Annotated in this window: 24 protein-coding genes and 2 pseudogenes; 12 read left to right on the top strand and 14 right to left on the bottom strand. The window is 67.7% G+C overall.

Annotated features, from left to right (window positions below; all coding sequences use genetic code 11):
• Positions 1-21 precede the first annotated feature (21 nt).
• Complete coding sequence (locus tag OHB13_RS18095; protein ID WP_328377802.1) at positions 22-1,182, bottom strand: phosphodiester glycosidase family protein; 1,161 nt, start codon at positions 1,180-1,182, stop codon at positions 22-24.
• Positions 1,183-1,401: 219 nt separating this feature from the next.
• Here OHB13_RS18095 and OHB13_RS18090 point away from each other — a divergent pair, with 219 nt between their 5' ends.
• Positions 1,402-1,842: a DUF6344 domain-containing protein gene (locus OHB13_RS18090; RefSeq protein WP_266855309.1), complete on the top strand. Its 441-nt coding sequence runs from the start codon at positions 1,402-1,404 to the stop codon at positions 1,840-1,842.
• Between the two features lie 329 nt (positions 1,843-2,171).
• On the opposite strand, the gene OHB13_RS18085 is transcribed toward OHB13_RS18090, so the two are convergent.
• Complete coding sequence (locus OHB13_RS18085) at positions 2,172-3,050, bottom strand: bifunctional DNA primase/polymerase (protein ID WP_328377801.1); 879 nt, start codon at positions 3,048-3,050, stop codon at positions 2,172-2,174.
• Between the two features lie 322 nt (positions 3,051-3,372).
• On the opposite strand from OHB13_RS18085, the gene OHB13_RS18080 reads away from it, so the two are divergent.
• The 9 genes and pseudogenes from OHB13_RS18080 to OHB13_RS18040 form a co-directional block, all read left to right on the top strand.
• Positions 3,373-3,678 (top strand): hypothetical protein, encoded by a 306-nt coding sequence (locus tag OHB13_RS18080; RefSeq protein ID WP_266855311.1) that lies wholly within the window; start codon positions 3,373-3,375, stop codon positions 3,676-3,678.
• Positions 3,679-3,898: 220 nt separating this feature from the next.
• Positions 3,899-5,080, top strand: coding sequence for an acyl-CoA dehydrogenase family protein (locus OHB13_RS18075; RefSeq protein ID WP_328377800.1), 1,182 nt, complete (start codon positions 3,899-3,901; stop codon positions 5,078-5,080).
• 11 nt (positions 5,081-5,091) lie between these two features.
• Positions 5,092-6,069, top strand: coding sequence for a bifunctional MaoC family dehydratase N-terminal/OB-fold nucleic acid binding domain-containing protein (locus tag OHB13_RS18070; protein WP_443063002.1), 978 nt, complete (start codon positions 5,092-5,094; stop codon positions 6,067-6,069).
• Between the two features lies 1 nt (position 6,070).
• On the top strand, positions 6,071-7,123 hold the full coding sequence (locus OHB13_RS18065; RefSeq protein ID WP_328377799.1) for an acyl-CoA dehydrogenase family protein: 1,053 nt from the start codon (positions 6,071-6,073) through the stop codon (positions 7,121-7,123).
• A pseudogene (locus OHB13_RS18060) lies at positions 7,120-7,500 on the top strand (MaoC family dehydratase); the annotation flags it as partial. The gene OHB13_RS18065 and the pseudogene OHB13_RS18060, both read left to right, overlap by 4 nt.
• A 152-nt stretch (positions 7,501-7,652) precedes the next feature.
• Positions 7,653-8,819: a lipid-transfer protein gene (locus tag OHB13_RS18055; protein WP_328377798.1), complete on the top strand. Its 1,167-nt coding sequence runs from the start codon at positions 7,653-7,655 to the stop codon at positions 8,817-8,819.
• A gap of 282 nt (positions 8,820-9,101) precedes the next feature.
• The gene (locus tag OHB13_RS18050; protein ID WP_328377797.1) at positions 9,102-10,019 is read left to right on the top strand and encodes a DUF1906 domain-containing protein; all 918 of its coding nucleotides are present in this window, start codon (positions 9,102-9,104) and stop codon (positions 10,017-10,019) included.
• Between the two features lie 222 nt (positions 10,020-10,241).
• On the top strand, positions 10,242-10,778 hold the full coding sequence (locus OHB13_RS18045; protein ID WP_266855316.1) for a SigE family RNA polymerase sigma factor: 537 nt from the start codon (positions 10,242-10,244) through the stop codon (positions 10,776-10,778).
• A 188-nt stretch (positions 10,779-10,966) separates the two neighbouring features.
• Positions 10,967-11,204, top strand: a pseudogene (locus OHB13_RS18040) (fatty acid--CoA ligase); the annotation flags it as partial.
• A gap of 123 nt (positions 11,205-11,327) precedes the next feature.
• Here the strand turns inward: OHB13_RS18040 and OHB13_RS38780 are convergent.
• The 6 genes from OHB13_RS38780 to OHB13_RS38775 all read right to left on the bottom strand — a co-directional run bounded on the left by OHB13_RS38780 (position 11,328) and on the right by OHB13_RS38775 (position 16,005).
• A complete protein-coding gene (locus tag OHB13_RS38780; protein WP_405752926.1) occupies positions 11,328-11,615 on the bottom strand; it encodes a hypothetical protein in 288 nt (95 codons plus the stop codon).
• Positions 11,616-11,752: 137 nt separating this feature from the next.
• The gene (locus OHB13_RS18030) at positions 11,753-12,442 is read right to left on the bottom strand and encodes a hypothetical protein (protein ID WP_328377796.1); all 690 of its coding nucleotides are present in this window, start codon (positions 12,440-12,442) and stop codon (positions 11,753-11,755) included.
• Positions 12,443-12,524: 82 nt separating this feature from the next.
• Complete coding sequence (locus OHB13_RS18025; protein ID WP_328377795.1) at positions 12,525-13,130, bottom strand: hypothetical protein; 606 nt, start codon at positions 13,128-13,130, stop codon at positions 12,525-12,527.
• Positions 13,131-13,804: 674 nt separating this feature from the next.
• A complete protein-coding gene (locus tag OHB13_RS18020) occupies positions 13,805-14,398 on the bottom strand; it encodes a hypothetical protein (protein WP_328377794.1) in 594 nt (197 codons plus the stop codon).
• 65 nt (positions 14,399-14,463) lie between these two features.
• On the bottom strand, positions 14,464-14,622 hold the full coding sequence (locus OHB13_RS18015; protein WP_328377793.1) for an Rmf/CrpP fold protein: 159 nt from the start codon (positions 14,620-14,622) through the stop codon (positions 14,464-14,466).
• A gap of 750 nt (positions 14,623-15,372) precedes the next feature.
• Positions 15,373-16,005, bottom strand: coding sequence for a phage minor capsid protein (locus tag OHB13_RS38775; RefSeq protein ID WP_406072432.1), 633 nt, complete (start codon positions 16,003-16,005; stop codon positions 15,373-15,375).
• 40 nt (positions 16,006-16,045) lie between these two features.
• Here OHB13_RS38775 and OHB13_RS18010 point away from each other — a divergent pair, with 40 nt between their 5' ends.
• Positions 16,046-16,576, top strand: a complete 531-nt coding sequence (locus tag OHB13_RS18010; protein ID WP_328377792.1) for a hypothetical protein — start codon at positions 16,046-16,048, stop codon at positions 16,574-16,576.
• On the top strand, positions 16,528-17,070 hold the full coding sequence (locus OHB13_RS18005; protein WP_328377791.1) for a hypothetical protein: 543 nt from the start codon (positions 16,528-16,530) through the stop codon (positions 17,068-17,070). Before OHB13_RS18010 ends, OHB13_RS18005 begins: the two co-directional genes overlap by 49 nt.
• Positions 17,071-17,101: 31 nt before the next feature.
• On the opposite strand, the gene OHB13_RS18000 is transcribed toward OHB13_RS18005, so the two are convergent.
• From OHB13_RS18000 to OHB13_RS17975, 6 genes are all read right to left on the bottom strand, one after another.
• The gene (locus tag OHB13_RS18000; protein WP_328377790.1) at positions 17,102-18,379 is read right to left on the bottom strand and encodes a phage capsid protein; all 1,278 of its coding nucleotides are present in this window, start codon (positions 18,377-18,379) and stop codon (positions 17,102-17,104) included.
• A gap of 772 nt (positions 18,380-19,151) precedes the next feature.
• Positions 19,152-19,337: a hypothetical protein gene (locus OHB13_RS17995; protein ID WP_328377789.1), complete on the bottom strand. Its 186-nt coding sequence runs from the start codon at positions 19,335-19,337 to the stop codon at positions 19,152-19,154.
• A 182-nt stretch (positions 19,338-19,519) separates the two neighbouring features.
• A complete protein-coding gene (locus tag OHB13_RS17990) occupies positions 19,520-19,753 on the bottom strand; it encodes a hypothetical protein (protein ID WP_328377788.1) in 234 nt (77 codons plus the stop codon).
• Between the two features lie 40 nt (positions 19,754-19,793).
• The gene (locus tag OHB13_RS17985; RefSeq protein WP_328377787.1) at positions 19,794-20,426 is read right to left on the bottom strand and encodes a terminase large subunit domain-containing protein; all 633 of its coding nucleotides are present in this window, start codon (positions 20,424-20,426) and stop codon (positions 19,794-19,796) included.
• A 274-nt stretch (positions 20,427-20,700) separates the two neighbouring features.
• Positions 20,701-20,961, bottom strand: a complete 261-nt coding sequence (locus OHB13_RS17980; RefSeq protein ID WP_328377786.1) for a helix-turn-helix domain-containing protein — start codon at positions 20,959-20,961, stop codon at positions 20,701-20,703.
• A gap of 1,017 nt (positions 20,962-21,978) precedes the next feature.
• Positions 21,979-22,185 (bottom strand): hypothetical protein, encoded by a 207-nt coding sequence (locus OHB13_RS17975; RefSeq protein ID WP_328377785.1) that lies wholly within the window; start codon positions 22,183-22,185, stop codon positions 21,979-21,981.
• Positions 22,186-22,482 lie beyond the last annotated feature (297 nt).

The following is a 22,482-nucleotide window of genomic DNA, read 5'->3' as shown; positions in this document are numbered from 1 at the left end:
GCTTTCCCCTCCCCCCCCCGCTCAGCGCGAGTACACCGCCACGAAGTCCCGCGTCGCCTGGTTGTAATAGCGCTCCGGCGGGTTCTCGAAGTCGAGGATGTTCGTCGGCTTCGGGTTGGCGGGGTCGGCCTTGCCGTCGTAGCTCATGAAGGACGGCCAGGCGCGGTTCATGTCGAGCGGCATCGCGCGTACGGCGCCGGCGCGCTGCATCAGGTCCGCGAGCGTGTGGGCGGTCAGCGCCTGGCCGACCACCATGATGACGTCGCCCTTGGCGGTGACGCCCACGCCCGAGCGCTCCACGAACATCTTGCTCTGGTCGGTGGCGCCCCACTTGGAGTCGCTGTCGATGTCCGGGACGACCTTTCCGCCGTCGACCATCAGCTCCAGGCACTGGCGTACGCCGACGACGTCCGGTGTCATCCGCACGTCGCGGCCCCAGACGCCGATCTTGATCGAGCCGTCGCGGTAGAAGACCTCGGAAGCGGCGCCGTCGCGGAGCGATCCGGCGGTGCGGCCGTTGAGGTAGAAGCCGCCGTTGGAGCCGCCATCGGTGATCTTGAAGCCGCCGTTCCAGGTGGCGATCAGCCCGGTGCGCCGGCCCTTGGGGATGTTCGGCGGCACCGAGAAGGTGCCGCCGGGCTCCCGTACACCCGGGTGGAGCTGGAAGCGCGCGTGCGCGGTGCTGATCCAGGCGACGGCGGCCTCGTACGACGTGTGCTCCGCGTCGGGCCGTACGTACGTCCCCTGCACGATCGGCCGCCCCTTGCTGTCGCTGACCAGCGTGCGGTAAACGCCCTCGCCCTTGAGCGCCGGTGAGACGAGGGGGCGCATCGGGGTGCGCAGTGGTACTTCGGGGTGGGCGCCGCGCGGGGGCGCCTGGGCGGCCGCGGTCTGGTTCATGCGGGCCTGGGCGTCGGCCGACAGGGCGCCGCCGACCTTCGGTGGGTCGAGGTCGTACCTGATGTTCTCCAGCTTGTCGACCACAACGCCCAGGGAGTGCTCGCGGGCCCAGCCCGCGAGCCGTGCCGCCGTGCTGTCGTCGCCCGGGTAGGTCAGGGCGCCACTCACGGACCAGCCGAGGGCTCCGACGCAGACCAGGAGGGCCGCGAGCACCGCACGGGTGGCCTTCTTGCGGGGGCGCAGGCGGCGCTTCCGGGGGCCGGGATCCGTTGCCTGTGACATGACGCTCCTTCACCTGACACACACGCATCTGACGTTCCATCGGAACCCGTCAGCGGAAATCCGCCCAGTCGGGAGGGGCCAACCGGGTGGTGTTCATCCGAAGAACACCACTTCCTGTGCGTTGGTCCCTGTCTGTCCGAAGCCCATCCGCATCATGTGAAAAGTACGTAGAACGTCCCACCGTAAAAACGCTTCGGATCACAGAAATGAGGGGTCGTCATGACCAGCCAGGCCAAGAAGGTGTGGGCCGCCTTCACCACCGCGTTCTTCGCGCTCGTCGCGATGCTCGGATTCTCCACTTCGGCTCGCGCGACCACCGCTGCCGTCCCTTCCGGGGCCCCCACCCCGGTTCCCGCCGACCTGGCGGGCCGCACCGTCCGTACGACGGGTGTTCCGGCCGTACGAACGGCTCCGGAGGCCGCAGAGCCGGCACCCGCGCCGACGCCCGCACCGGCGCCGGTCACCGTCGAACCGGCACAGGTCGCCTGGTGGGCGCTGCCCAAGGACCGTGCGCTGCCCCCGACCATCAAGCAGCGCATCCGGGCCGAAGCACACGGATCCACGCCCAGCACGCGGCACCTCCCGCTCGACACCGACACTTCGTCGGACGACGCGGTCACGGACGCGGCGGTCGGCGAAGCGGTTCTTCAGCCGGCCTGATCGTGCAACCGATGCTGTGGGTCCGACCGAGCCGCACAGGCTGCCGGGACCGCACGGATCGACACGAAGGCCGTTGCTGATGGCGGAGGCTGCACTGATGACAGAGTCCGTACTGATCACGCAGGTCACGCAGGCCGCACAGATCACACGGGCCGAGGTCACACAGGCCGCGCAGGTCACACAGGCCGCGCAGGTCGTACAGGCTGCCGGACCGCACGGACCGCACGGACCGCACGGACCGCACGGACCGCACGGATCGCGAAGGCCGTACGGAACAGGTTGGCCGCGCAGATCAGACAGGCCGAACAGATCAGACAAGACAGCACAGGTCAGACAGACCGCACCGATCGCGGTGCGGGCATCGTCAGGCGGGCTGCCGAGGCGATGGTGGCACGGGCTTCATGCTCGGTGAGTCCGGTACGGACAGCCGCACGGGTGAGCTGGTCGGCGAGTTGGTCGCCGAAACCGTTCTCGTAGGCGCGGCAGGCAGCCCAGAACAGACGGGTGTTGCGCTGTCCCTCATGGGCGGCGAGTACGAAGTGCACCAGGCCATGGCCTTGAGCGGGCCGGCCGGTTGAGTGCGGGGAACGCGCAGGAGGCGTGAGCAGACGGAGCAGAGCACGAGGACAGGGCGCGGGCGCGAGATGTGCCGTGCCGGGCGCGAGGCGGTAGACCCCGTGGGCCGTGAGTGAACCGGGCCCCACGAGATAGCCGCCGGCGCCCCGGACGTCGATGCCGGGAGCGAGCCGGCTCACCGAGTTAGGGACGGCCCTGTCGGGTGGTCCGGTCAGCCAGAGGTGGCTGCCGCCGCTCGGGGTGAGCACGGTGACGGTCTCCGGGATCGTGAACAGATGCTTGAGTGCGAGGCGTTGCAGAGCGGCTGTGGAGTCGGTCTCCGCCTTGGTGTCGAGGTCGATGCCGATCAGATGGTGCGGCGGCCGGCCGCAGGCGATGCCGTAGCCGGTGGCCCAGGGGGCGGCGGCGAATAGCGCGCGCACGGCTGCGGGGTCGGCCGTGGCGTCGTGGACGCCGTGACCCGCACGGCCGCAGGCGCCGCGGCAGCGGACCGGGTCGGCCTCCCCGTGGTGCGGCGAGGGGATCGCCGGGAGCTTGGTGCGGGACAGGGGGATGACGGGGAGCCCGAGCTCGGCGGCGGAGAGCGCGTGGGCGAGGGCCAGGGTGGCGGAGTGCCTGTCGGTGGCGGCCATGCGTTCATTATCGTTCAAGCGTTCGAATCAGGAAAGTGGGGCGGAAAGCTCTTTCGCGCCCCGTCCGGAAGAAGTGCAGGAACGCTTCACCTCCTGGGGTGCCCGGGTTCTGAGCGTGGTGGGCGGCCGTTGCGCAGGTTCGTGACGTGATGGGGGTTTATCGACTTAACGTCACGCTTGCGAGGGAATCAGGTCTTCCAGGCTGGTTCAGCGGGGGTCTCGTGGGCAACTCTGATCTCGCGACAGTCGTGAATCACTTCACCGGGGCGGTCGGCCAACCGCCCCGGAAACAGCCGCACTTCTGGTTCCTGGAGGAAATGACATGGCACACATCCGTACCGTTCGCGTCCTTGCCGCCGTCGCCGCCCTGCCGCTGGCAGCGGCCCTCTTCACGGGTGTGGCAACCGCGGACAACGGCGCCATCGCGGGCAGCGGATCCAACGCCAGTGTTGCCGGGGTCGTCGGCAGTGGCGTCGGGCACAACAACAACGGCAACTCGACCACCACGCAGCAGGTCGCCACCGGCTCCGGCGCGTCGAACCAGAACAGCACGGCCAGTGTGAACGGTTCGGCGTTCACGTCGATCGACCAGGCCCACTACACGGTGAACTTCACCCGGCTCTGGTGACATACGGCCCGATGGGGGGCGGGATCGTGGGGGCCGTGCGGGAACCGCACGAGTACTGCAGGGGTGAATGACGGTCCGGGCGACGGTGCTGAGGCATCGCCGCCCGGACTGTTTTCCGCGTGCTGCGGCGGCAGTTGCGGTCGGGCTCCGGGGTTGACACCGGACAGGTATCTGACGGACAGTCAGAAACCCTGATCCGGATGCCCGGGAGGCCGCCGACGTGCACCTCGCCCCTACGGAACGGCAGTTGGAACTCCGCGCCGAACTCCGTTCCTATTTCAGTGAAGTGATGCGCCAGGGGCCTGGCGGCGACTCCCCTCCGGGCGCCGGCGCACACCCTGCGGAACAGCGGGCGCTGCTGCGGCGCATCGGCGCCGACGGAATGCTGGGGCTCGGCTGGCCCGTCGAGTACGGAGGCAAGGGGCGCGGGCCCGATGAGCAGTTCGTCTTCTTCGACGAGGCGTACCGCGCGGGCGCGCCCGTCTCGATGGTCACACTGAACACCGTCGGGCCGACCCTGATGAAGTACGGGACGCCTGAGCAGAAGGACTACTTCCTGCCGCGCATCCTGACCGGCGACGTCGTCTTCGCGATCGGCTACAGCGAGCCGTCGGCCGGCACCGATCTCGCCTCGCTGCGCACGCGTGCGGTGCGGGACGGCGACACATGGGTGATCGACGGCCAGAAGATCTTCACGTCCAACGCCCAGAACGCCGACTGGATCTGGCTCGCCTGCCGGACCGATCCGGATGCGCCCAAGCATCGCGGCATCTCGATCATCCTGGTGCCGACCGACGCCCCCGGCTTCTCCTGGACCCCGATCGAGACGGTGGGCGGGCAGACCACGACCGCCACGTACTACGACGGGATCCGGGTGCCTGCGGGGAATCTGGTAGGTGCCGAGAACGCCGGCTGGAAGCTGATCACCAACCAGCTCAACCATGAGCGGGTGGCGCTGGCCGCGATCGGTATGCAGGCGGAGGACGCCTACGCGGAGGTCCTGGCGTACGCCCGCACACCCGACCCGGACACCGGCGCACGACCGGCCGACCGCGCGTGGGTCAGGGCGCGGCTCGCGGAGGTGCACGCCCGGCTCGCGGCGGTCAGATTGCTCAACTGGCGGCTGGTCGGGGACGTCGGGGCCGGAACTCTCGCACCGGGTGATGCGAGTGGGGTCAAGTTTCTGGGAACCGAAAGCGCCGTAGAGGTGTATCGAATGTGTCAGGAAATTGCGGGGGAGACGGCGTTGATCCGGGCGGGGGCCCCGGGGGCTTTCGGGGGCGGGGAGCTGGAGCGCATGAACCGGGCCGCGCAGATCAACACGTTCGGGGGCGGGGTGAGCGAGGTGCAGCGGGAGATCGTCGCGACGATGCGACTCGGGATGAGGAGCCGGAAGAGGTGAGCGGTGAGGTGGTGAGGGACGCGGTCGGCGATGGGGCGGTCAATGGTGACGAGCCGAGCGGGAAGGATCTGCTGTACGAGCAGTTGAAGGCCTACGAGGGGCGCCCCGCCACGACCTCGGGGGTGGGCAAGGACACCGTCAACGAGCCGATGATCAGGCACTGGTGCGAGGCGATGGGGGACGCGAACCCGGCCTATCCGGCCGTCGCGCCGCCGACCATGCTCCAGGCCTGGACGATGGGCGGGCTCTCCGGGCACACGGGCAGGACCGCCGCCTACGACGAGCTGTTCGCCCTGCTGGACGGCGCGGGGTGCACGGCGGTCGTCGCGACCGACTGCGAGCAGGAGTATCTGCGGGATCTGCGTCCCGGCGACCGGATCACCTTCGACGCGGTGATCGAGTCGGTCTCGGAGCGCAAGAAGACCGCGCTGGGGACCGGGTATTTCGTCACCACACGGATGGACGTCAGGGGCGGGGGCGAGCTGGCGGGGACGCATCGGTTCCGGATCCTCAAGTACGCACCTGGGGCGAGGACGAAGACACCGGCCGGGGGGACGGGCGCGCGGGCGACCGGGGGCGGGAGGCCGGGGGCGAGGCGACCGCGCCCGGTGGTCAACCGGGACAACGCCGGGTTCTGGGACGGAGTGGCCCGGCATCAGCTGCTGATCCAGCGGTGCACGTCCTGTTCGGCGCTGCGGTTCCCCTGGCTGCCGGGCTGCAACGCGTGCGGATCGCCCGAGTGGGACACGGTCGCGGCGAGCGGAGCCGGGACGGTCTATTCGTATGTGGTCATGCACCATCCCGCCTTTCCGGCATTCGACCCGCCCTATGCGGTGGGCCTGATCGAGCTGGCCGAGGGGGTGCGCATGGTGAGCAATGTGATCGGGGTGCCGTACGACAAGGTGCGGGTCGGTCTGCCGGTGAGCCTGGAGTTCCTCCGCGTGGACGAGGACCTGGAGCTGCCGGTGTTCAGGGGAAGCGGGGGCTGACATGGAGTTCACACCGACGGAGGAGCAGGAAGCCGCGAGGGACCTGGCCGCACATATCTTCGCGGACCTCTCCACGCACGAGCGGCTGACGGAGGCCGGCACCGGGACGGACGCCGGGTTGTGGAAGGCGCTGGGTGCGGCGGGGCTGGTGGCGGCGGTCGAGGAGACGGGGCTGCTCGGTCTGGTGCTGCTCCTGGAGGAGCAGGGACGGACCACGGCCCAGGTCCCCTACACCGCGACCTGTGTGTACGGGCTGCTGGCGGTGGCCGCCCATGGCACGGCCGAGCAGCGCGGGAGGCTGCTGCCCGCGCTGCGGGAGGGGACGGCGGTCGCGACGGGTGCGCTCCCGGCGCGGGGAGGCGTACGGGCCGACGCGGACGGGAGGCTGAGCGGGAGTGTGCCGTTCGTGCCGTGGCTGCGGGACGCCACGCTGGTGCTGGTCGCCGACCAGGACCTCGGGCTCTGGCTGGTACGGGTGGCGGACGCGCGGACGGAGCCGGTGGAGAGCACCGCGCCCTGGTCGGGAGGGCGGCTGACCCTGTCCGGGACACCGGCCGAGGCGCTGGGCGGCCCGGGTGCGTACCAGCAGGTGCTGGCTGTGGCGCGGATCGCGTTCGCGGGGCTCCAGGCCGGTGTGTGCGCGGGTTCGCTCGCGCGCGCCGTCTCGTACACCTCGGAGCGTGAGCAGTTCGGGCGGCCGCTCTCCACCAACCAGGGAGTGCTGCTGCGGGCGGCGGACGCGTACATGGACACCGAGGCGATACGGGTCACGGCGTACGAGGCGGCTTGGCGGCACGACGAGGGACTGCCGTTCGCCACCCATGCGCTCACCGCGGCGTGGTGGGCGTCGGAGGCGGGCAAGCGGGTCGTGCACGCGGGCCAGCATCTGCACGGCGGGCTGGGCTCCGACCTCGACCACCCCGTGCACCGGCACTTTCTCTGGGGGCGGCAGCTGGACGCGTATCTGGGCTGCGGCAGCGAAGTGCTGGACGAGTTGGGCACGTTGCTCGTGGACGGCGATGCGGGAACCGCAGAGATGGAGGAGCCGGTATGAGAGTCGGCGATGAACTGGCGCCGTTGGAGATCCCGATCACCCGCACTCTGATCGTCGCGGGCGCCGTTGCCTCCCGCGACTACCAAGACGTGCACCACGATGCCGAGGCCGCCAAGGAGAAGGGCTCCCCGGACATCTTCATGAACATCCTGACGACCAATGGGCTGGTCGGCAGATTCGTCACCGACCGCTTCGGCCCCGGATACAGACTGCGCAAGGTCGCGATCCGGCTCGGGGCTCCCAACTATCCGGGAGACACGATGGTGTTGACGGGCACGGTCACCGCGGTCGAGGGGGCCGACGCGGAGGTCCGGATCACCGGCACCAACGGGAAGGGCCGCCACGTCACGGGCCGCGTGACAGTCACGGCTCAGGGCGCGGAAGGGGGCGCGGGTGCGGCTCCGGATGCCGACGCCGTTGCGGTTGCGGACGATGCCGTGCACACCGGCTCCGGGTCCGGCACCGGTGCCAGCGCCGACTCCGGCACCCGCGTCGGCGCAGGTGCGGAATCCGGGAGCGGGGTGGCCGCATGAGCAGGCGCAGGGGCGACTCGCTCGGTGGGAAGGCTGCCATCGCCGGGATCGGGGCGACCGAGTTCTCCAAGGACTCCGGGCGCAGCGAGCTCAAACTCGCCGTGGAAGCGGTCCGCGCAGCCCTCGACGACGCGGGACTCACCCCCGCCGACGTGGACGGTCTGGTCACCTTCACCATGGACACCAGCCCCGAGATCACGGTCGCCCAGGCGGCCGGGATCGGGGAGCTCTCCTTCTTCTCCCGCATCCACTACGGAGGCGGTGCCGCCTGTGCCACCGTGCAGCAGGCCGCACTCGCCGTCGCTGCGGGAGTGGCCGACGTGGTCGTCTGTTACCGGGCGTTCAACGAGCGCTCCGGGCGGCGGTTCGGCTCGGGGGTCCAGCACAGGGAGCCGTCGGCCGAGGGAGCCGCGCTGGGCTGGGCACTGCCGTTCGGGCTGCTCACACCGGCCTCCTGGGTAGCGATGGCCGCCCAGCGGTATCTGCACACGTACGGCCTCTCGTCCGAGGTGTTCGGCCATGTCGCGGTGACCGACCGCCGGTATGCGGCGCGCAATCCGGCGGCGTACTTCTACGAGAAGCCGATCACCCTCGCCGATCACGCCGCCTCACGGTGGATCGTGGACCCGTTGCGGCTGCTCGACTGCTGCCAGGAGACCGACGGGGGGCAGGCGATCGTGGTCACCAGCGCCGAGCGCGCCCGTGATCTGCGCCGTCCGCCGGCGGTGATCGTGGCCGCGGCGCAGGGAGCGGGCCGGGCACAGGAGCAGATGACCAGTTTCTACCGGGACGATCTCAGCGGGCTGCCCGAGATGAACGTAGTGGCCCGGCAGCTCTGGCAGACCTCAGGGCTGCGGCCGTCCGACATCGATGTGGGCATCCTCTACGACCACTTCACTCCGTTCGTGCTGATGCAACTGGAGGAGTTCGGCTTCTGCAAGCCGGGTGAAGCAGCGGCCTTCGTCGCGGAGGACGTGCTTCCGCTGAACACTCATGGGGGCCAGCTGGGGGAGGCGTATCTGCACGGCATGAACGGCATAGCGGAAGCCGTACGGCAGGTGCGTGGCACATCGGTGAACCAGATACCCGGGGCGGCCACGACCCTCGTCACCGCGGGTACCGGCGTACCCACATCCGGGCTCATCCTCGGCACGGACGGCTGACACTGCGGCGTGGGCACTGGGTGGTGCGGCCCGGCGGGCCGTTCACTGCGCCCTATGCAACGACAAAAGATGTTCTTGTCCCATCTTCTGGGCGCGGCCGTCCTCCTGGCGCTCGGGTCTCCGGCCGCCGACGCCGCACCGGACGTCACGGCCCCCCCGCCCGGAACGCAGGCCGGTAGAGCAACTGGCGCCCAGGCCGGTGGTGCACAGACCGGTAGCGCACAGACCGGTTCGCAGATCAATACGGGGGCTGCTGCCCCGACCAGTACCGGGGCGGACCCGGTGCCCGGCACTCAGGGGGCCGGTGAGGCGCAGGCCAGCGCGTCCGGAGAAGCAGCCGCCGGGGAAACAGCCGCCGGAGAAGCAGCCGCCGGGGAAACAGCCGCCGGAGAAGCAGCCGCCGGAGACGCAGGTGCCGGCAGGGCAGGTGCGGGCAAGGCTGGCGCCGTAACACCGGCGTCGGTCGCCGCCGCTGACACCGACCGGTTCGACGGCTGGGGGTTCGACACCTGTGTCACCCCGTCCCTGGAGACGATGCGTGCCTGGAAGTCCTCCCGGTACCGGAGCATCGGTGTCTACTACGGCGGCCGGGGCAGGGGCTGCCCGGACCAGCCCGAGCTCAGCAAGGATTGGGTGTCCAGCGTGTACGGGATGGGATGGAAGGTCCTGCCGGTGTTCGTCGGCTCGCAGTCGCCGTGTGTGGCGGCCGAGGGCAAACGGAAGGTCATGATGAGCGACGACGACCCGGCCGGCCAGGGAGCGGATGAGGCGAACGAAGCGGTCGAGCGGGCCCGAGCGCTCGGCATGGTGAAGGGCTCACCGCTCTATCTGGACATGGAGGCATACGACCAGGGCGACAGCGACTGCGCCGCCACCACCCTCTCCTTCATCCGTTCCTGGGACCGCGAGGTGGAGCGCCTCGGATACGTCTCTGGCTTCTACAGCAGCGCGGACTCCGGAGTGGAGCAGCTCGGCGCGGAGCGCAGGGCGGGTACGTCGGACCTGCCATCGGTGATGTGGTTCGCCCGCTGGAATGACCAGCCCTCGGTGACCGGGGAGCCGTCCCTGCGGAGCCAGGACTGGTCGCCGCATCTGCGGATCCACCAGTACGCGGGCGATGTGACGGAGGAGCACGGCGGCTACGAGCTCAGCATCGACCGGAACCGCGTCGACGCCCCGGTGGCCCGGATCGCCGATTAGCGAACGTGCCGGACCGGACCGCCCCTCCTGGCGCCCTCCCTCGGAATCTTCCGGAATCGTCCAGGGACCCTTCCCCGGTCCAGCACCGGAACCCCGACGAGGGGATGGGCGCCCTCCACCTTCAGGAGGTGGGGGTACCACCACTCCTACAACCTGAGGGGGATTCGCCTTCGGCACCTCTGGGCGATCTGCTCAAGGGGGTTCGGCTCCTAGCGTGGAGCTATGACCACGCCAGTCTGTACCAACGCAGCGAAGGTGGCGACGCCGTACTCGTCGTTCGCCACCTACATGCGGGCCCGGGGGCCCGTTCTGCTGCGTACCGCCCGTTCGCTGACTGCCAATCCGAGTGATGCCGAGGATCTGCTCCAGACCGCGCTGACCAAGACCTACGTCGCGTGGGAACGGATCGAGGACCATGGCGCCCTGGACGGTTATGTCCGACGGGCGCTGGTGAACACCCGTACGTCGCAGTGGCGCAAGCGCAAGGTCGACGAGTTCGTCTGCGACGACCTGCCCGAGCCGGAGACCGAGCCCGCGCCCGATGCGGCTGAGCAGCAGGCGCTGCGCGATGCGATGTGGCACGCGGTGATGAAGCTCCCCGACCGGCAGCGGGCCATGCTGGTGCTCCGCTACTACGAGGATCTCAGCGAGCAGCAGACCGCCGAGGTGCTCGGGGTCTCGGTCGGTACGGTCAAGAGCGCGGTCTCCCGCGCCCTCGGCAAACTGCGCGAGGACCCTGAGCTGTCCCTCGCCCACTGACCGGCGCACTCCCACGCAGGGCAAGGCAGGGCGGGACAGGACACGGCGGTACGGGAGCGGTACGGGAGCCGGAGCGGGAGGCGTCGGCGGATTTCCTGAGGACGGGTAGTGACATACCGCTTGGTATGTGCGCAGAATTGCGGCACATTACCCATGCGTAGGCAACGCTGCCCCACCAGGAGGACGCCGTGCTGAGCACGATGCAGGACGTACCGCTGACAGTGACCCGCATTCTCGTCCACGGAACGCTGGTGCACGGGGCCTCCCGGATCACCACCTGGACCGGCGACGCCGACGCGCCGCACCTTCGCCGAGACCGGCGTACGTGCCGTACAGCTCGCCAACGCGCTCCGCGACGAGCTGGGGATCGACGGCGACCAGCGGGTCGGAACGCTCATGTGGAACAACGTGGATAGAACACTCGCCGCGTGACCTGCGGAGATGCAACAGCAGGAACGAGGCGCCCCCGCCGATAGAGGAACTCCAGCTGGGGTGCCTACTCATTCCCGGACCGTGTGCCACAGATTCATCCGGTGAGTGCGAGTGGTATCAGCTGTTGTCTACGCCGCTGCCGGGGAGGACCGGAATAGAGCCGAGGATGTGGGAGAGCGGCCCGTCGGTGTTGTCCTGGGTGGAAGTCGTCGTGCACTGCTGGCTCTGCGGGGCTGACAGGACAGGGACGTCGGGGAGCACGTCGACCAGCTGGCCGTTGGCGGTGGCGGGCCTGAAGGTGCACGCGTTGCTGCCATGGTTGTCGGCGGCGGCGGCGGCACCAGCGGTTCCGGCGATGGCGGCGGCAGCAAGGCCGAGCGCGGCGAGGGCGGTACGGAAGCGCATGTCACTCCAGTGCAGGTCTGTGAACAGATAGAGGTTCCAGTAGATCCACCGGCCCCATGCGTCTACCGCGATTCGCCCGAACGCCGGGGTGTCGGTATCAGGTGGAAGAGTGAGGGTGCATCACCCCCGGTGTTTTCCTACCGGGGAGCGGCAGCAGACGCCCCTGGCACGGGAGAGATCCCGCCCCAGGGGCGTTTCGCTGCTGGCGGGCTTGCCCAGCGCAGTGGGTGGCCGGGGCATCGATGAACCGCTCGTCGGCGTACGCGTCGGCGAGCTGCGCCGAGTTGAGGAACACCCGAACTCGGCCGGGTCCCACTCGTCGCCGAACTGGGCGATGGCGGGGACCATCGCGTCATTCCACGTCGGTCGCGTGAACGCGGTCTTCCCCGCGGCGGTGGTGAACGTGTACGGGTTGCCGCCCCCTGTGCGGTCTCGTCGGCCTGCGCCTGCGCGATAAGGGCCGCGTCCACCTTGCGGGCGGCGAGGATCCCGAACTGTCGGTGTGCCTCGTCGTTGGCGTTGCCGAGCGCGGTCAGAACCGCGGTATCGGTGAGCTCGACCGCCTTACCGGCCTCCCGGATGGTGGCCTTGTCGCTCGTCTGCGACATTTTCGTAGTGCCCATGGCGACACCCTCGGACAGGTCGTCGAGCTCCCCGAGTGCGTTCCACTTCGGGAAGTTGACGGAGTTGCCCGGCTGACCGACCAGCTGGTCATCGGTCATGACGGCGGCCGAGCCGCCCACAAGGACGGTGCCGGTGAACTTGGCCTGTGACATGTCGCCCCATACCTCGGGAACGAACAGATCGGCGGCGGCAGTGTTGGGCACGGTGGGTCTCCTTACTGGGTACTGGCAAGTCGCCGGTAGGTGATGGGGTCGGTCTGGAACAGAGCGGCGCGGGCCGCGTAGTTCATGGCGCCGAACTGAGCGGGGGTGATGCCGTCGGACGGCGGCCGCTGAACTCGGCGCCCGCGCGTGCGGGGCCGGCCGGGGCGGTCCGGTACAGCTCGGGATCGGTGGCGACTTCGGCGGTGATCGCAGCCTGGAGCTGCTCGCCGAAGTCGGCTGCGGCGGGGTCGAGGTCGGCGATCTTCGCGTTGAACGCCACCGAGTTCAGGAGCCGATCGGGGCGGGCCTGCTGCTCGGCCGCGGCGGTCCGGGCGGCGTTCTGAACCTGGGCGGTGCGCAGCTGCGCGGAGAGCTCGGCAACCTGGGCAGTGAGCGCGGCGGGGTCCGGCGGGGCGTCGGGGGTCGGGGCGATGCCGAAGGCCTCGGCGAGCCGCTGCGTGATCACGGCCTCGGCTTCCTGCGCGGCGTTGGCCTTGGCGATCGTGCGGGACTTCGCTGCCTCCGCGCGGGCGCTCGTGAGCTGCTGCTGTGCCCACGGCGGCAGGCTGCTGACGTCCTCGCCCACGGGTACGGCCGGTGCGGCGGTCGGGTCCTGCCCGGTGCTGGACTCGGTCGTGGCCGACGCGATGTCGCCGGGGCCAGCTGCGGGGGCTGCGGGGGTGCTCATGTGGGTGCCCTCCTGGGGCAGTACGGGCCCGCGCCTGGCGGGCCGTTCGGGCATGCAAAAGGGGCCCGCTCCTGGCGGGCCCCGATTGGTGCTGGTCATGCGTTTGCTACGCGGTGCGGTCCTCCTGGCCAGTCGGCTGCCGACTACCGCGAGTTCCGGGGCAGCTCCGCTTCCTCGAATTAAGCAAGCACGAGAAATCAGGTGTCGGGAACTCTCAGTTCTCCGAGGAATCAAGTCGACCCACCGGACATGACCAGTTCGATGGGCGCTTTGGGTCGCGCCACATGACTACATCACCTTCGATAACCGCAACCGCTGGTCGTTGACTTCCGGGAACTATTGGTATTCCCACTTGGAAGAGCTCTACGTACGCGGTGGGAATTCTGTAAGCGAGTTCCAGGGTAATTTCCTGGTCGCTATTTTCTGGATTGATCAAAAATCCGCACCCGAATCCTCCTTCGTCGCTGAGGAGAATATCAACCGCTCCCGGAATGAAGTCTGATGGGGTGTAGGTTACGCACGGATTAAGTTCAGGGCGTTGCACTCGGAGGTCGGCCAACACGATTTCAGTGAGTCGCTGTACTCGCGACATGCAACTTCCTCCTTCTGCTGCGAGGGGGAGGGGTGAAGAAGTATACCAAATTCTACGTCCCCCGGTCCTTAACGGCTGTTGATCAGGTGAACGTGATCGTGAAAGTGAAGGTGGTGGTGATGGTACGGGTGCCGCCCTTGATGGGGAACGATTCTCGAATCGTGAGCACGTAAGGCCCTCCCGTAACCGTCTTAATTGAAGAGTGGAGTATGTAAGACGGCCCTACTGCTGGGTGGCTGTCGTGGTAGTTGTACTTTTTTCCGTTCTTGGTCACCGATGCAACCTCGGACATGGAACCAGTGGCAGCAGCCGTAACGGCTGGCTTCAGCCTCAGGCTCCAAGCCATGGTCTGAGGCGACGCGTAATGGACCTGCCCTGTGAACTTGCCGTAGGACGCGTCGTTCGTGAAGGAGGGGTGTCCGGGATTGAACGTATGGTTACTGATCGGCCAAGTGGTGGCCGGAGCCATACCCTTTTGAACGTCCTTGACCTGTGTGTTTTCAGTGACGTTGTTGATGACCGGAGAGCCCGTGTCGCCGCCAGAGGCTTCCGCCGCCCACGTAGGCGCCGCCATTGTTGAAAGCGAAATAGCCGTGACGGCTGCCGTGATGGCAGTACGCACCTTGTTCATGAAATCCCCGTGGTGTCGATGAATGTCGTTGGCATGAACATTCACTCACAGTTCATAAGCGGACACCACTAGTTAAATTGTGACCAGCGTCATACGTGATGGAGGGAACCTCAGGCTCCGGCCGCCGGTCGGGTGCGGGCGTATCCGCGAATCCATGCCGTGCGGAGCAGAGAGTCACGCAAGTACGGGCAGGTAGTGGGACGATCGCCGCGGCGTCCGGCCGCTGCACCATCCGTCACAGCCTGCACGATCTCTGCGCGCGTTCCCATGCTCATCACCTCTTGTTCTGCTACTCGGACTCCGCCTTACGGGCCCGCGCTGCGGCTTCGGAGCGTACGCCGGTCGCCTGCTCGATGAACTCGGCCTGAGTCATCCGCCCATGGACGCGCCACCACTCCTTGAGCTCGTCCGACGCTCGGGCATACGCGATGTGCGCCGGACCGCTGAACAGCGTTGCAGGGTCGACGCCTTCGGCCTGTGCTTTCCTGCTGAGCAGGTAGCCGCGACAGTCGTCCTCGGCAGCCAGGTACTGGGCATATACGTGTTCGTCGTACAGGGCGCGCGCATGCGCCCGGGTGACCGTCGGGGCTGCCTCCGTGCCGCGCTTCTCGGCGGCCCTTCACCGCGGCCGCGAGCTCCTCGCCGAACGATTCGTCGTAGGCGAGGGCTCCCCACTCCTCCGGAATGGGGAGCGGGTCGAGCGCGTCATCGATGGCGGCCCGGTCGGCGAGCAGGTCGCCGACAGCATCGCCCGTAGCCGCGGGGGCGGGAAGCGGCGCCGGCGGATACCGTCGGTCGAACTCGTCCGCAATGCGCGCCTGGTCCCGCGCGTCGAGCGACGGCGCGCCCATGGCCGTGCCGAGCTGCTCATCGGTCATCTCGCGCATGGTCGCCGCGTCCCCGGACCGTACGCGGGCAGCCTCCATATGGGCTGTGTCCGGCACGGTGCGGGCCGCGGGAAGGTTTGGATGCCCCGGGCTGCTCACGGGCGCGCAGACGGCGCAGGTCGGGGTGTTCGGTCAGGTGCTCGCGCATGGCGCTCTGCCACTGGCGGACCTTGGCGTTCGCGGCGCGCTTCGCGACGGGGTCGACAGCGGCGGCGGCCCGGTTCTTGTGTTCCGGATGTTGCGCTCAATGGCGCGCTGTCGCTGCCCGGCCTCGTCCCCGGCGGGATCCGAGGTGGCGTTGTCCGTGCGCGTGATTCCCGGCGTGTAGGCGCTCACGGAGTGGCGGCAGTTGGGGTGTTGCAGCCCAGCGCGGCGGGCGGCGTCGAGGGATCCGGCAACGTTCACCCGGACCGTACGGCCGTCCTCGATCGCGTGCTCGACCTCGACCGCGTGGGCGCCGTCCGGCCCGCTGATCGTCAGAACCTTGCCTTCCCAGGGGCGGCAGAGCGGGCACTCACGCGGAGCGTTGGACGCCGTGACGAGATCCCCCCGGCGCTTTCCGGCGCCCGCATGTGGCCTTCTGTCGCTGCGCGGCCCACTGCGGTACGTACGGCCATCTCCGCGTATGAAGTGTTTCCACCGACGGCCCGACTTGTCGACGAACGACGTAATGCCCTGATCGGCAAACCGCTGCATCGCGTCCTGTGTGGCTTGCCGGCGGCTGCCAGTACCGAGGAACGGCGTAGCGGCGACGTGGGCGACGATCTCGCGGAACCTTGTCCACGACGGCCCGCAGGATCGCCCGGTGCGTATCGGTGACGCGGTCCACGGTCTGCTCTGCGAGGCGATCGACCGCCTGAGCGTTCGGGGTGACGTCGTCGACCAGGCGGCGGCCGTCGTCGTCGAGCGCGCCGAGCTCGGCGACCCCGGCCCGGTGCCCGACGTTGTACGCCTGCGCGGTCACGTCGAACACCTCGGCGGCCACCGCCTGTTCAAGGAAGCCGACCACGGTCTGAGCGGAGCGCCTGAGCGCCTGCACGGCGGCGAGCTTGCGCTCGGCCCACTGTGGCGAATCGAATCAGTCCGCCAGCTGCCGGGCAATGATGCCCAACAGCCGTTCTTCGGCCTCCGCGTACAGGTCGCGGGTGCCCGCGGCGAGGTCTTCGACCATGCCCGGATGTATCGGCACAGTTCGCCACCACCTTCGTTTTACCGACGCCCCGAGTGCTCAAAGCACCAGCTTCATGGCGAAGTTGGCCCTTTCGATCGGTTGATAACATCCGCCGCATGGATGCTGGCATCGCGGCGATCGGTGGTGCCCTTGTTGGCGCAATAGCAACTCTCGGCACCGCCGCATTGACCACTCGGGCGCAACGACAGGCAGCCCTCACGACGGTGCGAGCGGACTACCAAAAGGAAGTTCGCGAGCCTCGACGTGTGGCATTTCGACAAATGATTTCCGCCGCGACGGACATGGCCGAATACGGGGCGGGGGACGTTATTTGGAGCTCTAGTGAAGCGCTCACGAATGCCCTTGATCTCAAAGAGCCCATCGATGAGGGTTGGCTAGAGATCACTCTTCTCGGTCCTGCCGAGGTGTTGACTGAAGCAGCCGAATTGAGGAAATGGGCATACGCTCTGTTCGGTCATTTGGTGAGTGTTCGTGTATTTATCAATGCACCTGCGGGTGAGGCGGAAATGGAAGAGAGGCGCATTAATGGCCTTGTGAGTCAATTGGATGACGCGTCTATTGATCTAATGGATTCGGTTCTCGCGCTTTCGCGTGCAGCGCAGAGGGCTCTAGAATATACTGGCCTAGAACGCATTTGAGGCTCCAGGAAAGGGCCTCTCTCGTAGATCCTCACTGGTTCAGGGGGAATGTGCCAATAGGGTCGGGGGCCGCCGCGCCGGTCTCGGCGAGGATCGCGGCGGCCTCGGCCTGAACCGCGGTGTCGTCCCAACTGGGGTTCAGGATCTTGACCTTGGTCGCGGTACTCACGGCGGTTGCGCGGCTGAGTAGTTCCAATGACGTTGCGGTCGACTGGAGTGACTCGGCGACGCCATCACCGAAGTCGACGGCCGGCCGCTCCGGGATGATCCGGGAACCGAACTGTGCGACGTCGAGCAGCAACAGCACATGCGCCATGTCGGCGACACTGTGGCGCCAGTAGCCCGTCTTCTTCTTCCTGGTGACCATGCTCCGTTGATCGCGGGAGTCCGATTCGGTTGTGGTGATGGGCTGCCCGCCACCGTCGAGGCCGAACGACTGCGCGGAGTACCCGGCGGACTGTGCGGCCTGCCAAATGATGCTCTCGTGCGTGCGCTGGTGCTCCTCTACCCGGATGTCGAACTGCGAGAGGGTGATATCGGCGCCCTCGTTCGGGGGCATCTTCAGAGCGCTGTATACCTCGCGGTCGTCATCGAAGCTGGCGCCATTGCCGGGACCCTCATTCCTGAGGTACCCGTCTGGGACGATCAGCCTCGCGCGGGCGAAACGTAGATCTCGCATCCACGACGTCCACGTGTCATCGAGCGACTCGAACATGTCGTAGAGCGGGGCGGCATAGTCGCTGCGCCCCATGGGCGATCCGCGGTGCAGCCGGTTCGGGAGCATGTTCGGGACGTACGACGCGGTGAGCAGCGGGATACCTGTGCTGATCGTCTGTCCGTCGCCCCCCTGGTCGAAGCTGTCGGCGAGGCCGGCTGTCTCCGGGTGCTCGGTCAGCGGGACCGGGCGGCCGATGTTGTCGGGGGCGCCCTCGTACAGGGCGTGCATGATGCGGCCGGGCTCGTGCCGCTCAATGTGCCGATACGTCGTCGTGTCCGTGCCGCCGGACAAGTCACGCCAGAAGCTGACGGCGCGGAGCATGCCTATGGAGAACTCTGGAACGGCGGCGCCCGCCTGCACGACGGTCGGCAGGGGGCGCGACGCGAGTTCCCTGTCCCACGTTGCGCGGAGGTACACACCGGAGAGCGCCGATGCCTGCTCGGCTGCATACAGGAACAGCTGATGGGCGCGGCCCTCGTCGATCAGCTCGTCAAGGCGGGCCTGCGTGCCCGTGCCTTCGACGGTGATGGTCGGCATGTCCGCGAACAGCAGATCGGCGGACGTCGAGGCGATATCGCTGGGCAGGGGCACGTGTAGGCGCCGCTCCCGCTTCCCGGCGTGCTGGTCGGGCCCCTGGCGGCCCCAAAAGCCTCGGTGCGCTTTGTGGCTGCTGGTCCTGGCCGTGGTCGTACATGGCGCGGAGACGGCGTTCGCTGCCTCCGTACCACGCGTCATCGCGGCGCATCTCCTGGTACGCGTGAGCCATGCTCGGAGGCGGCCACGCTGCGCCGTTCTCAGGCAGTGTCATGTGACCTCCAATAGTGATCTTTTGACCCGTCGCGTATCTTCCGACGCATGGGTGAACTGGGCGAAGTGAACAATGAGTTGAGCGGTGGGCACGTCGCGGGCATGGTTGTGCAAGCTGGGGTTGTACACGGGGGCGTTCGCTACGATGCGGCAACTCATGCGCGCGTCGCGGATGAACGTGCCTTGAGAGAGGACAGACTCTCTGCCTACGCATCTTTTTTGAATTCCGCGGAGGCTCTCGCGGCTCAACTGCAGAACACTGCGGTACTATCCGAGGAGCTCGTCCGAAAGATCTGGAGCCCGCGCGACCTTGACATGCTCCGAGCCAATCTCGAAATTGATGGGGACTCCCTATCAAAGCTGCGGCCATACAAGTATGCGGTGCAGATGGTCGGTCCAGAGAGCGCCTATTACGCCGCCTGCTCAGTGAGCGCGAATCTGGTCGCCTTATGTTGCTCGTCGAACATTGTTCGCGAGAAGCGTGTGGTCGTGCCTCGTCGGTGGGAACGGAACCACGACCGGTTGCAAGAGGCAGTGTCCGACAGGTTGTCGAAGTTTAGAGACGAGATCCGGAAGGTGCGCGAGGCCTCTCCGGTATAGCGGGGAGGGTCAGCAGGTGGCGCCACTCATGCGCGGTCGAGTGCACGACGTAGCGCAGCGCGTCGACGCTGTGGTAGTCGACCTTGAGCGGCCTGTCCTGGCCCGCGTCGGATGCCTTGCGGTCCCATGCGTAGCTGGGCATCTCGGAGAGTAGCCCTTCGCATGACTCGTGGACGAGCAGGCGGCCGGCGGCGAGCGCGGACGATACGGATCGGATGCCGTCGCCGACATCGTTGGTCGCTTTGGCCAATCCGTCGTGCCCGGCCTGCCACATCTGTACGGAGAACGAGGCGGCCGACGGGTCAATAGACGCCCACTCGGGGGCTAGCCGAGCTCGGACAGCCACCCGCGTATAGCCGCGGAGTACCGGGCGTCGGTCATCTGGCGGTGCGTGGCACGGCCCTCGTGCCGCCACTCGGCGCACACGTACAGCCGGTCGTCGACACCGTGGCCCAGGAGCAACGCCGCGATGGGGTTCGAGGTGCCGTAGTCGATGCCGACCCAGTGGCGGCGCATCGCGGGGAGCTCGGCGACCACGTGCGTGGTCTCGTTCCACATGCGTAGATGGCGCCCTCGGCGACGCACCACGCACCAGCGATCATGCGCTTTCGCCACAGTCCGACGTACTCGGCGGTGAGGCTGGCCACGTAGTCGGGGTCGAGGGACGGGTTATCGGCGAGCTTGAAATGCCAGGCCCGCAAGTCGAGTTTGTCGGCGCGGTCGAGGCAGGCGGCCTCAGCCAGTGGCGCGGGCTGTCGGGGTTCGTAGTGGTGTAGAGGCGGGCGCCCGTGACGGATAGCCGGGCCAGTAGCTTAGTCCAGAAGCCTTCAGGCAGGAGTGTTGCCTCGTCGACGTAAGCGAGTTGCGCGGTGAGGCCACGTAGGCGGCCCTTTGCGCGGGTGTCGGCCGCGCCGATCAGGTGCACGGTACGGCCAAGGATGGTGGCCGTGGTCGCGCCTCTGGTGTGGTGGATGTGCTGAGCGAGAGGCCCGAACAACGCCTGATCCATGAGCGGTTCGAACACGTTCCGCTCGATGGTCTGCAAGCTGCGGCCACAAATGATGATCAAGCCGGACGGCCCGGCGGCGGCGACCGCGATCACGAACGCGAGCAGGCTCGCGATGGTCTTGCCGGACCGCACAGCGCCATGCCACAGATTGATACGGGCGGTCGCGCGGCCGATCGATCGCAGCTGCTTGCGGGAGAGGGGTAGTGCGTCGAGGTCAAGCACGCGTCCCCTCCCCCCCCTCCCCCCCCGGCGCCCCGTCGTCGGGCTCGTCGGCGAACGCTGCGCCCAATGCGGTGCCCAATTTGCTGAGCATGCTTGCAACGCCGTCGGCGTCCGCTCCGCCTTCAAGCGGGGCGAGCTTCACACTGTTGTTGATGGACTGTCCGACCTCGGCGACAATGGCGCGCTGATCGCCGAAGGTGGGCTGTGGGAGGTCTTGCTGCGTCCACACGTTGTCTTTGCCACCGAACGCGCCGATCTTGCACGGCGCGAACAGCTACTCCCGGAGCTTCTCGGCGTCCTCGTGTTGCCGGTGGGCGAGGTCTACGCGGCGGGCGGCGAGGTCGATGCGGCGTGCCTCGGTCGCGGCGATGACTTCGGGGCCGCGGTCGAACGTGAGGCCCTGGTCCTTCGCGATCTTCGAAACGGTCGATGGGGACCGTTTCAGCTTGCGGGCGATCTCGTTTCGGGTCATGCCCGCGGCGTGGCGGCGGACGGCTCGCCGGTCTTTGTCGGTGATGGGTCGAGGCTTGGTCACATTCACCTCCTCGCCGCGGTGATCAGTGGGTTTGCTGGGTGCCGCACCTACCGGGCCGTGCCTGTCTCGGCTACGTCACGATTCGTGCGTTCAGCGAGGTACGCCGAGGGAATCACACAAAGATGGAGCAGTGGAGATAGCAGAGCTAGTGCTCAAGTACTTTGAATCCCTTGCGTGGCCACTGGTCACGTTGTGCGCGGTCTGGGTTCTCCGCACACAGATAAGGGGAGCGTTCGAGCGCCTCATTCGGCTAGAGACTCCAGCCGGCACATTCGAGTTTGCTGCTGAAGCCCGAGATGTTCGGGATGAGGCCGACAGCCTTGCCGTGCCCAACACACCTGATGATCTGATGTCCGAGCCGCCGCTATTCACGCCGCCGGGACCCGGGCCGACGCCATACGGGTACGAGTATCCACAGCCTCCGCCACCCCGGCAGCAGCAATCCCCGCAGCCGCCGCCCCAGCAGCCGCAATCCGGGCCTTTGCCGTCCCAGTCGCCGACTGAGCACCCGTCACCGGCGCCGTGGATGCGATCTCCACCGCTGTCGTCTGACGAGCCTATGCAGGGGCCCACCGTGGGTGAACCGCAGTCAGTCCTTGAGGTTCCGCGTGTGCGTAGGTGGGGGATCTTCCACGAGGCGATGGGAACGGTTGAGGCTTCTCCTGTGGGTTCAGTGATTACTGCCTGGACGATCCTGCAAGCGTTTTGCGTGAACGCGCTTGAGGATCACGGTCAGGCGCCGCAAAGCAGATCGGGTGTCTATGACTCACAAGACCTGTCGAGGCGTCTCAGGGCGTTGGGCTTGCAGCCGGAAACCCTTAACGTGTTTGATCGGTTGAGGTTGTTGCGCAATAAGGCAGCACACAGGCCGGAGTCAGTTACAGCGGAGGCCGCGCGGGACTTCGTTCGCAGTTGCCAAACCGTTGCCACCGAAGTGCAACGGTTTGGCTGAGCAGCTATTTTCGGGCACGCCGGGGTCGCCCTGATTGGATCACAGATCCATAACGGCAGGCAATGTCACTTCGGGCAGAGCGTCTTGCGGAGCGCGGCGTTCAGGGCTTTGCCCTGGGCGCCCGTGAGGGGGTGCGCGTCATTCCTGAACCGCTCGGCCGCGAAGTGGTCGGGGGCCTTCCCGCCACCGTTGAGGGAAGAGCACTGGTTGCGGCCGGCGCCGATGGCCTTGTCCTCGTCCGTGACGAGCGCAGGATCAACGGCCTTGACCACCTTGAGGTAGGCGTCACGGTCGGCGCCGGTCGGCTTCGGCGGGATCCCCGGTGTCAGCCGCGGGGGCGCTGCTCGCTGCCAGTTTGGCGTCGTCCTTCTTGTCGTCGGACGAGCAGCCGGTCACCGAGAGGGCGGCGACGGCGTCGGCGGGGTGTCGACTGGATCGCCCCTGCGTCTACCGCAAATTGCTACGGCGTATCGCGCTCATCCGCAACGGGCCCGGGGCCGAGAACGTGACGTTCGAGTTTCACCCCAGGTGGGAACCGGACCCGTGGGCGCCCGCCGCGCTGCATACCG

This window comes from Streptomyces sp. NBC_00440, from assembly GCF_036014215.1.
In the GTDB taxonomy this organism is placed as follows: Bacteria; Actinomycetota; Actinomycetes; order Streptomycetales; family Streptomycetaceae; genus Streptomyces.
The sequence above is the reverse complement of the archived record's forward strand: the minus strand, read 5'-3'. Positions and strand labels throughout refer to the sequence as shown.

Coding starts and splice junctions, on each gene's coding strand:
- OHB13_RS18015 (WP_328377793.1), bottom strand. CDS start 14,622: ATGGGAACGCGCGCAGAGATCGTGCAGGCTGTGACGGATGGTGCAGCG.
- OHB13_RS18065 (WP_328377799.1), top strand. CDS start 6,071: ATGGAGTTCACACCGACGGAGGAGCAGGAAGCCGCGAGGGACCTGGCC.
- OHB13_RS17990 (WP_328377788.1), bottom strand. CDS start 19,753: ATGTGGAACGAGACCACGCACGTGGTCGCCGAGCTCCCCGCGATGCGC.
- OHB13_RS18080 (WP_266855311.1), top strand. CDS start 3,373: ATGGCACACATCCGTACCGTTCGCGTCCTTGCCGCCGTCGCCGCCCTG.
- OHB13_RS18025 (WP_328377795.1), bottom strand. CDS start 13,130: ATGAGCACCCCCGCAGCCCCCGCAGCTGGCCCCGGCGACATCGCGTCG.
- OHB13_RS18095 (WP_328377802.1), bottom strand. CDS start 1,182: ATGTCACAGGCAACGGATCCCGGCCCCCGGAAGCGCCGCCTGCGCCCC.
- OHB13_RS18085 (WP_328377801.1), bottom strand. CDS start 3,050: ATGGCCGCCACCGACAGGCACTCCGCCACCCTGGCCCTCGCCCACGCG.
- OHB13_RS18045 (WP_266855316.1), top strand. CDS start 10,242: ATGACCACGCCAGTCTGTACCAACGCAGCGAAGGTGGCGACGCCGTAC.
- OHB13_RS18055 (WP_328377798.1), top strand. CDS start 7,653: ATGAGCAGGCGCAGGGGCGACTCGCTCGGTGGGAAGGCTGCCATCGCC.
- OHB13_RS17995 (WP_328377789.1), bottom strand. CDS start 19,337: ATGCCCAGCTACGCATGGGACCGCAAGGCATCCGACGCGGGCCAGGAC.
- OHB13_RS38780 (WP_405752926.1), bottom strand. CDS start 11,615: ATGCGCTTCCGTACCGCCCTCGCCGCGCTCGGCCTTGCTGCCGCCGCC.
- OHB13_RS18005 (WP_328377791.1), top strand. CDS start 16,528: ATGGATGCTGGCATCGCGGCGATCGGTGGTGCCCTTGTTGGCGCAATA.
- OHB13_RS18090 (WP_266855309.1), top strand. CDS start 1,402: ATGACCAGCCAGGCCAAGAAGGTGTGGGCCGCCTTCACCACCGCGTTC.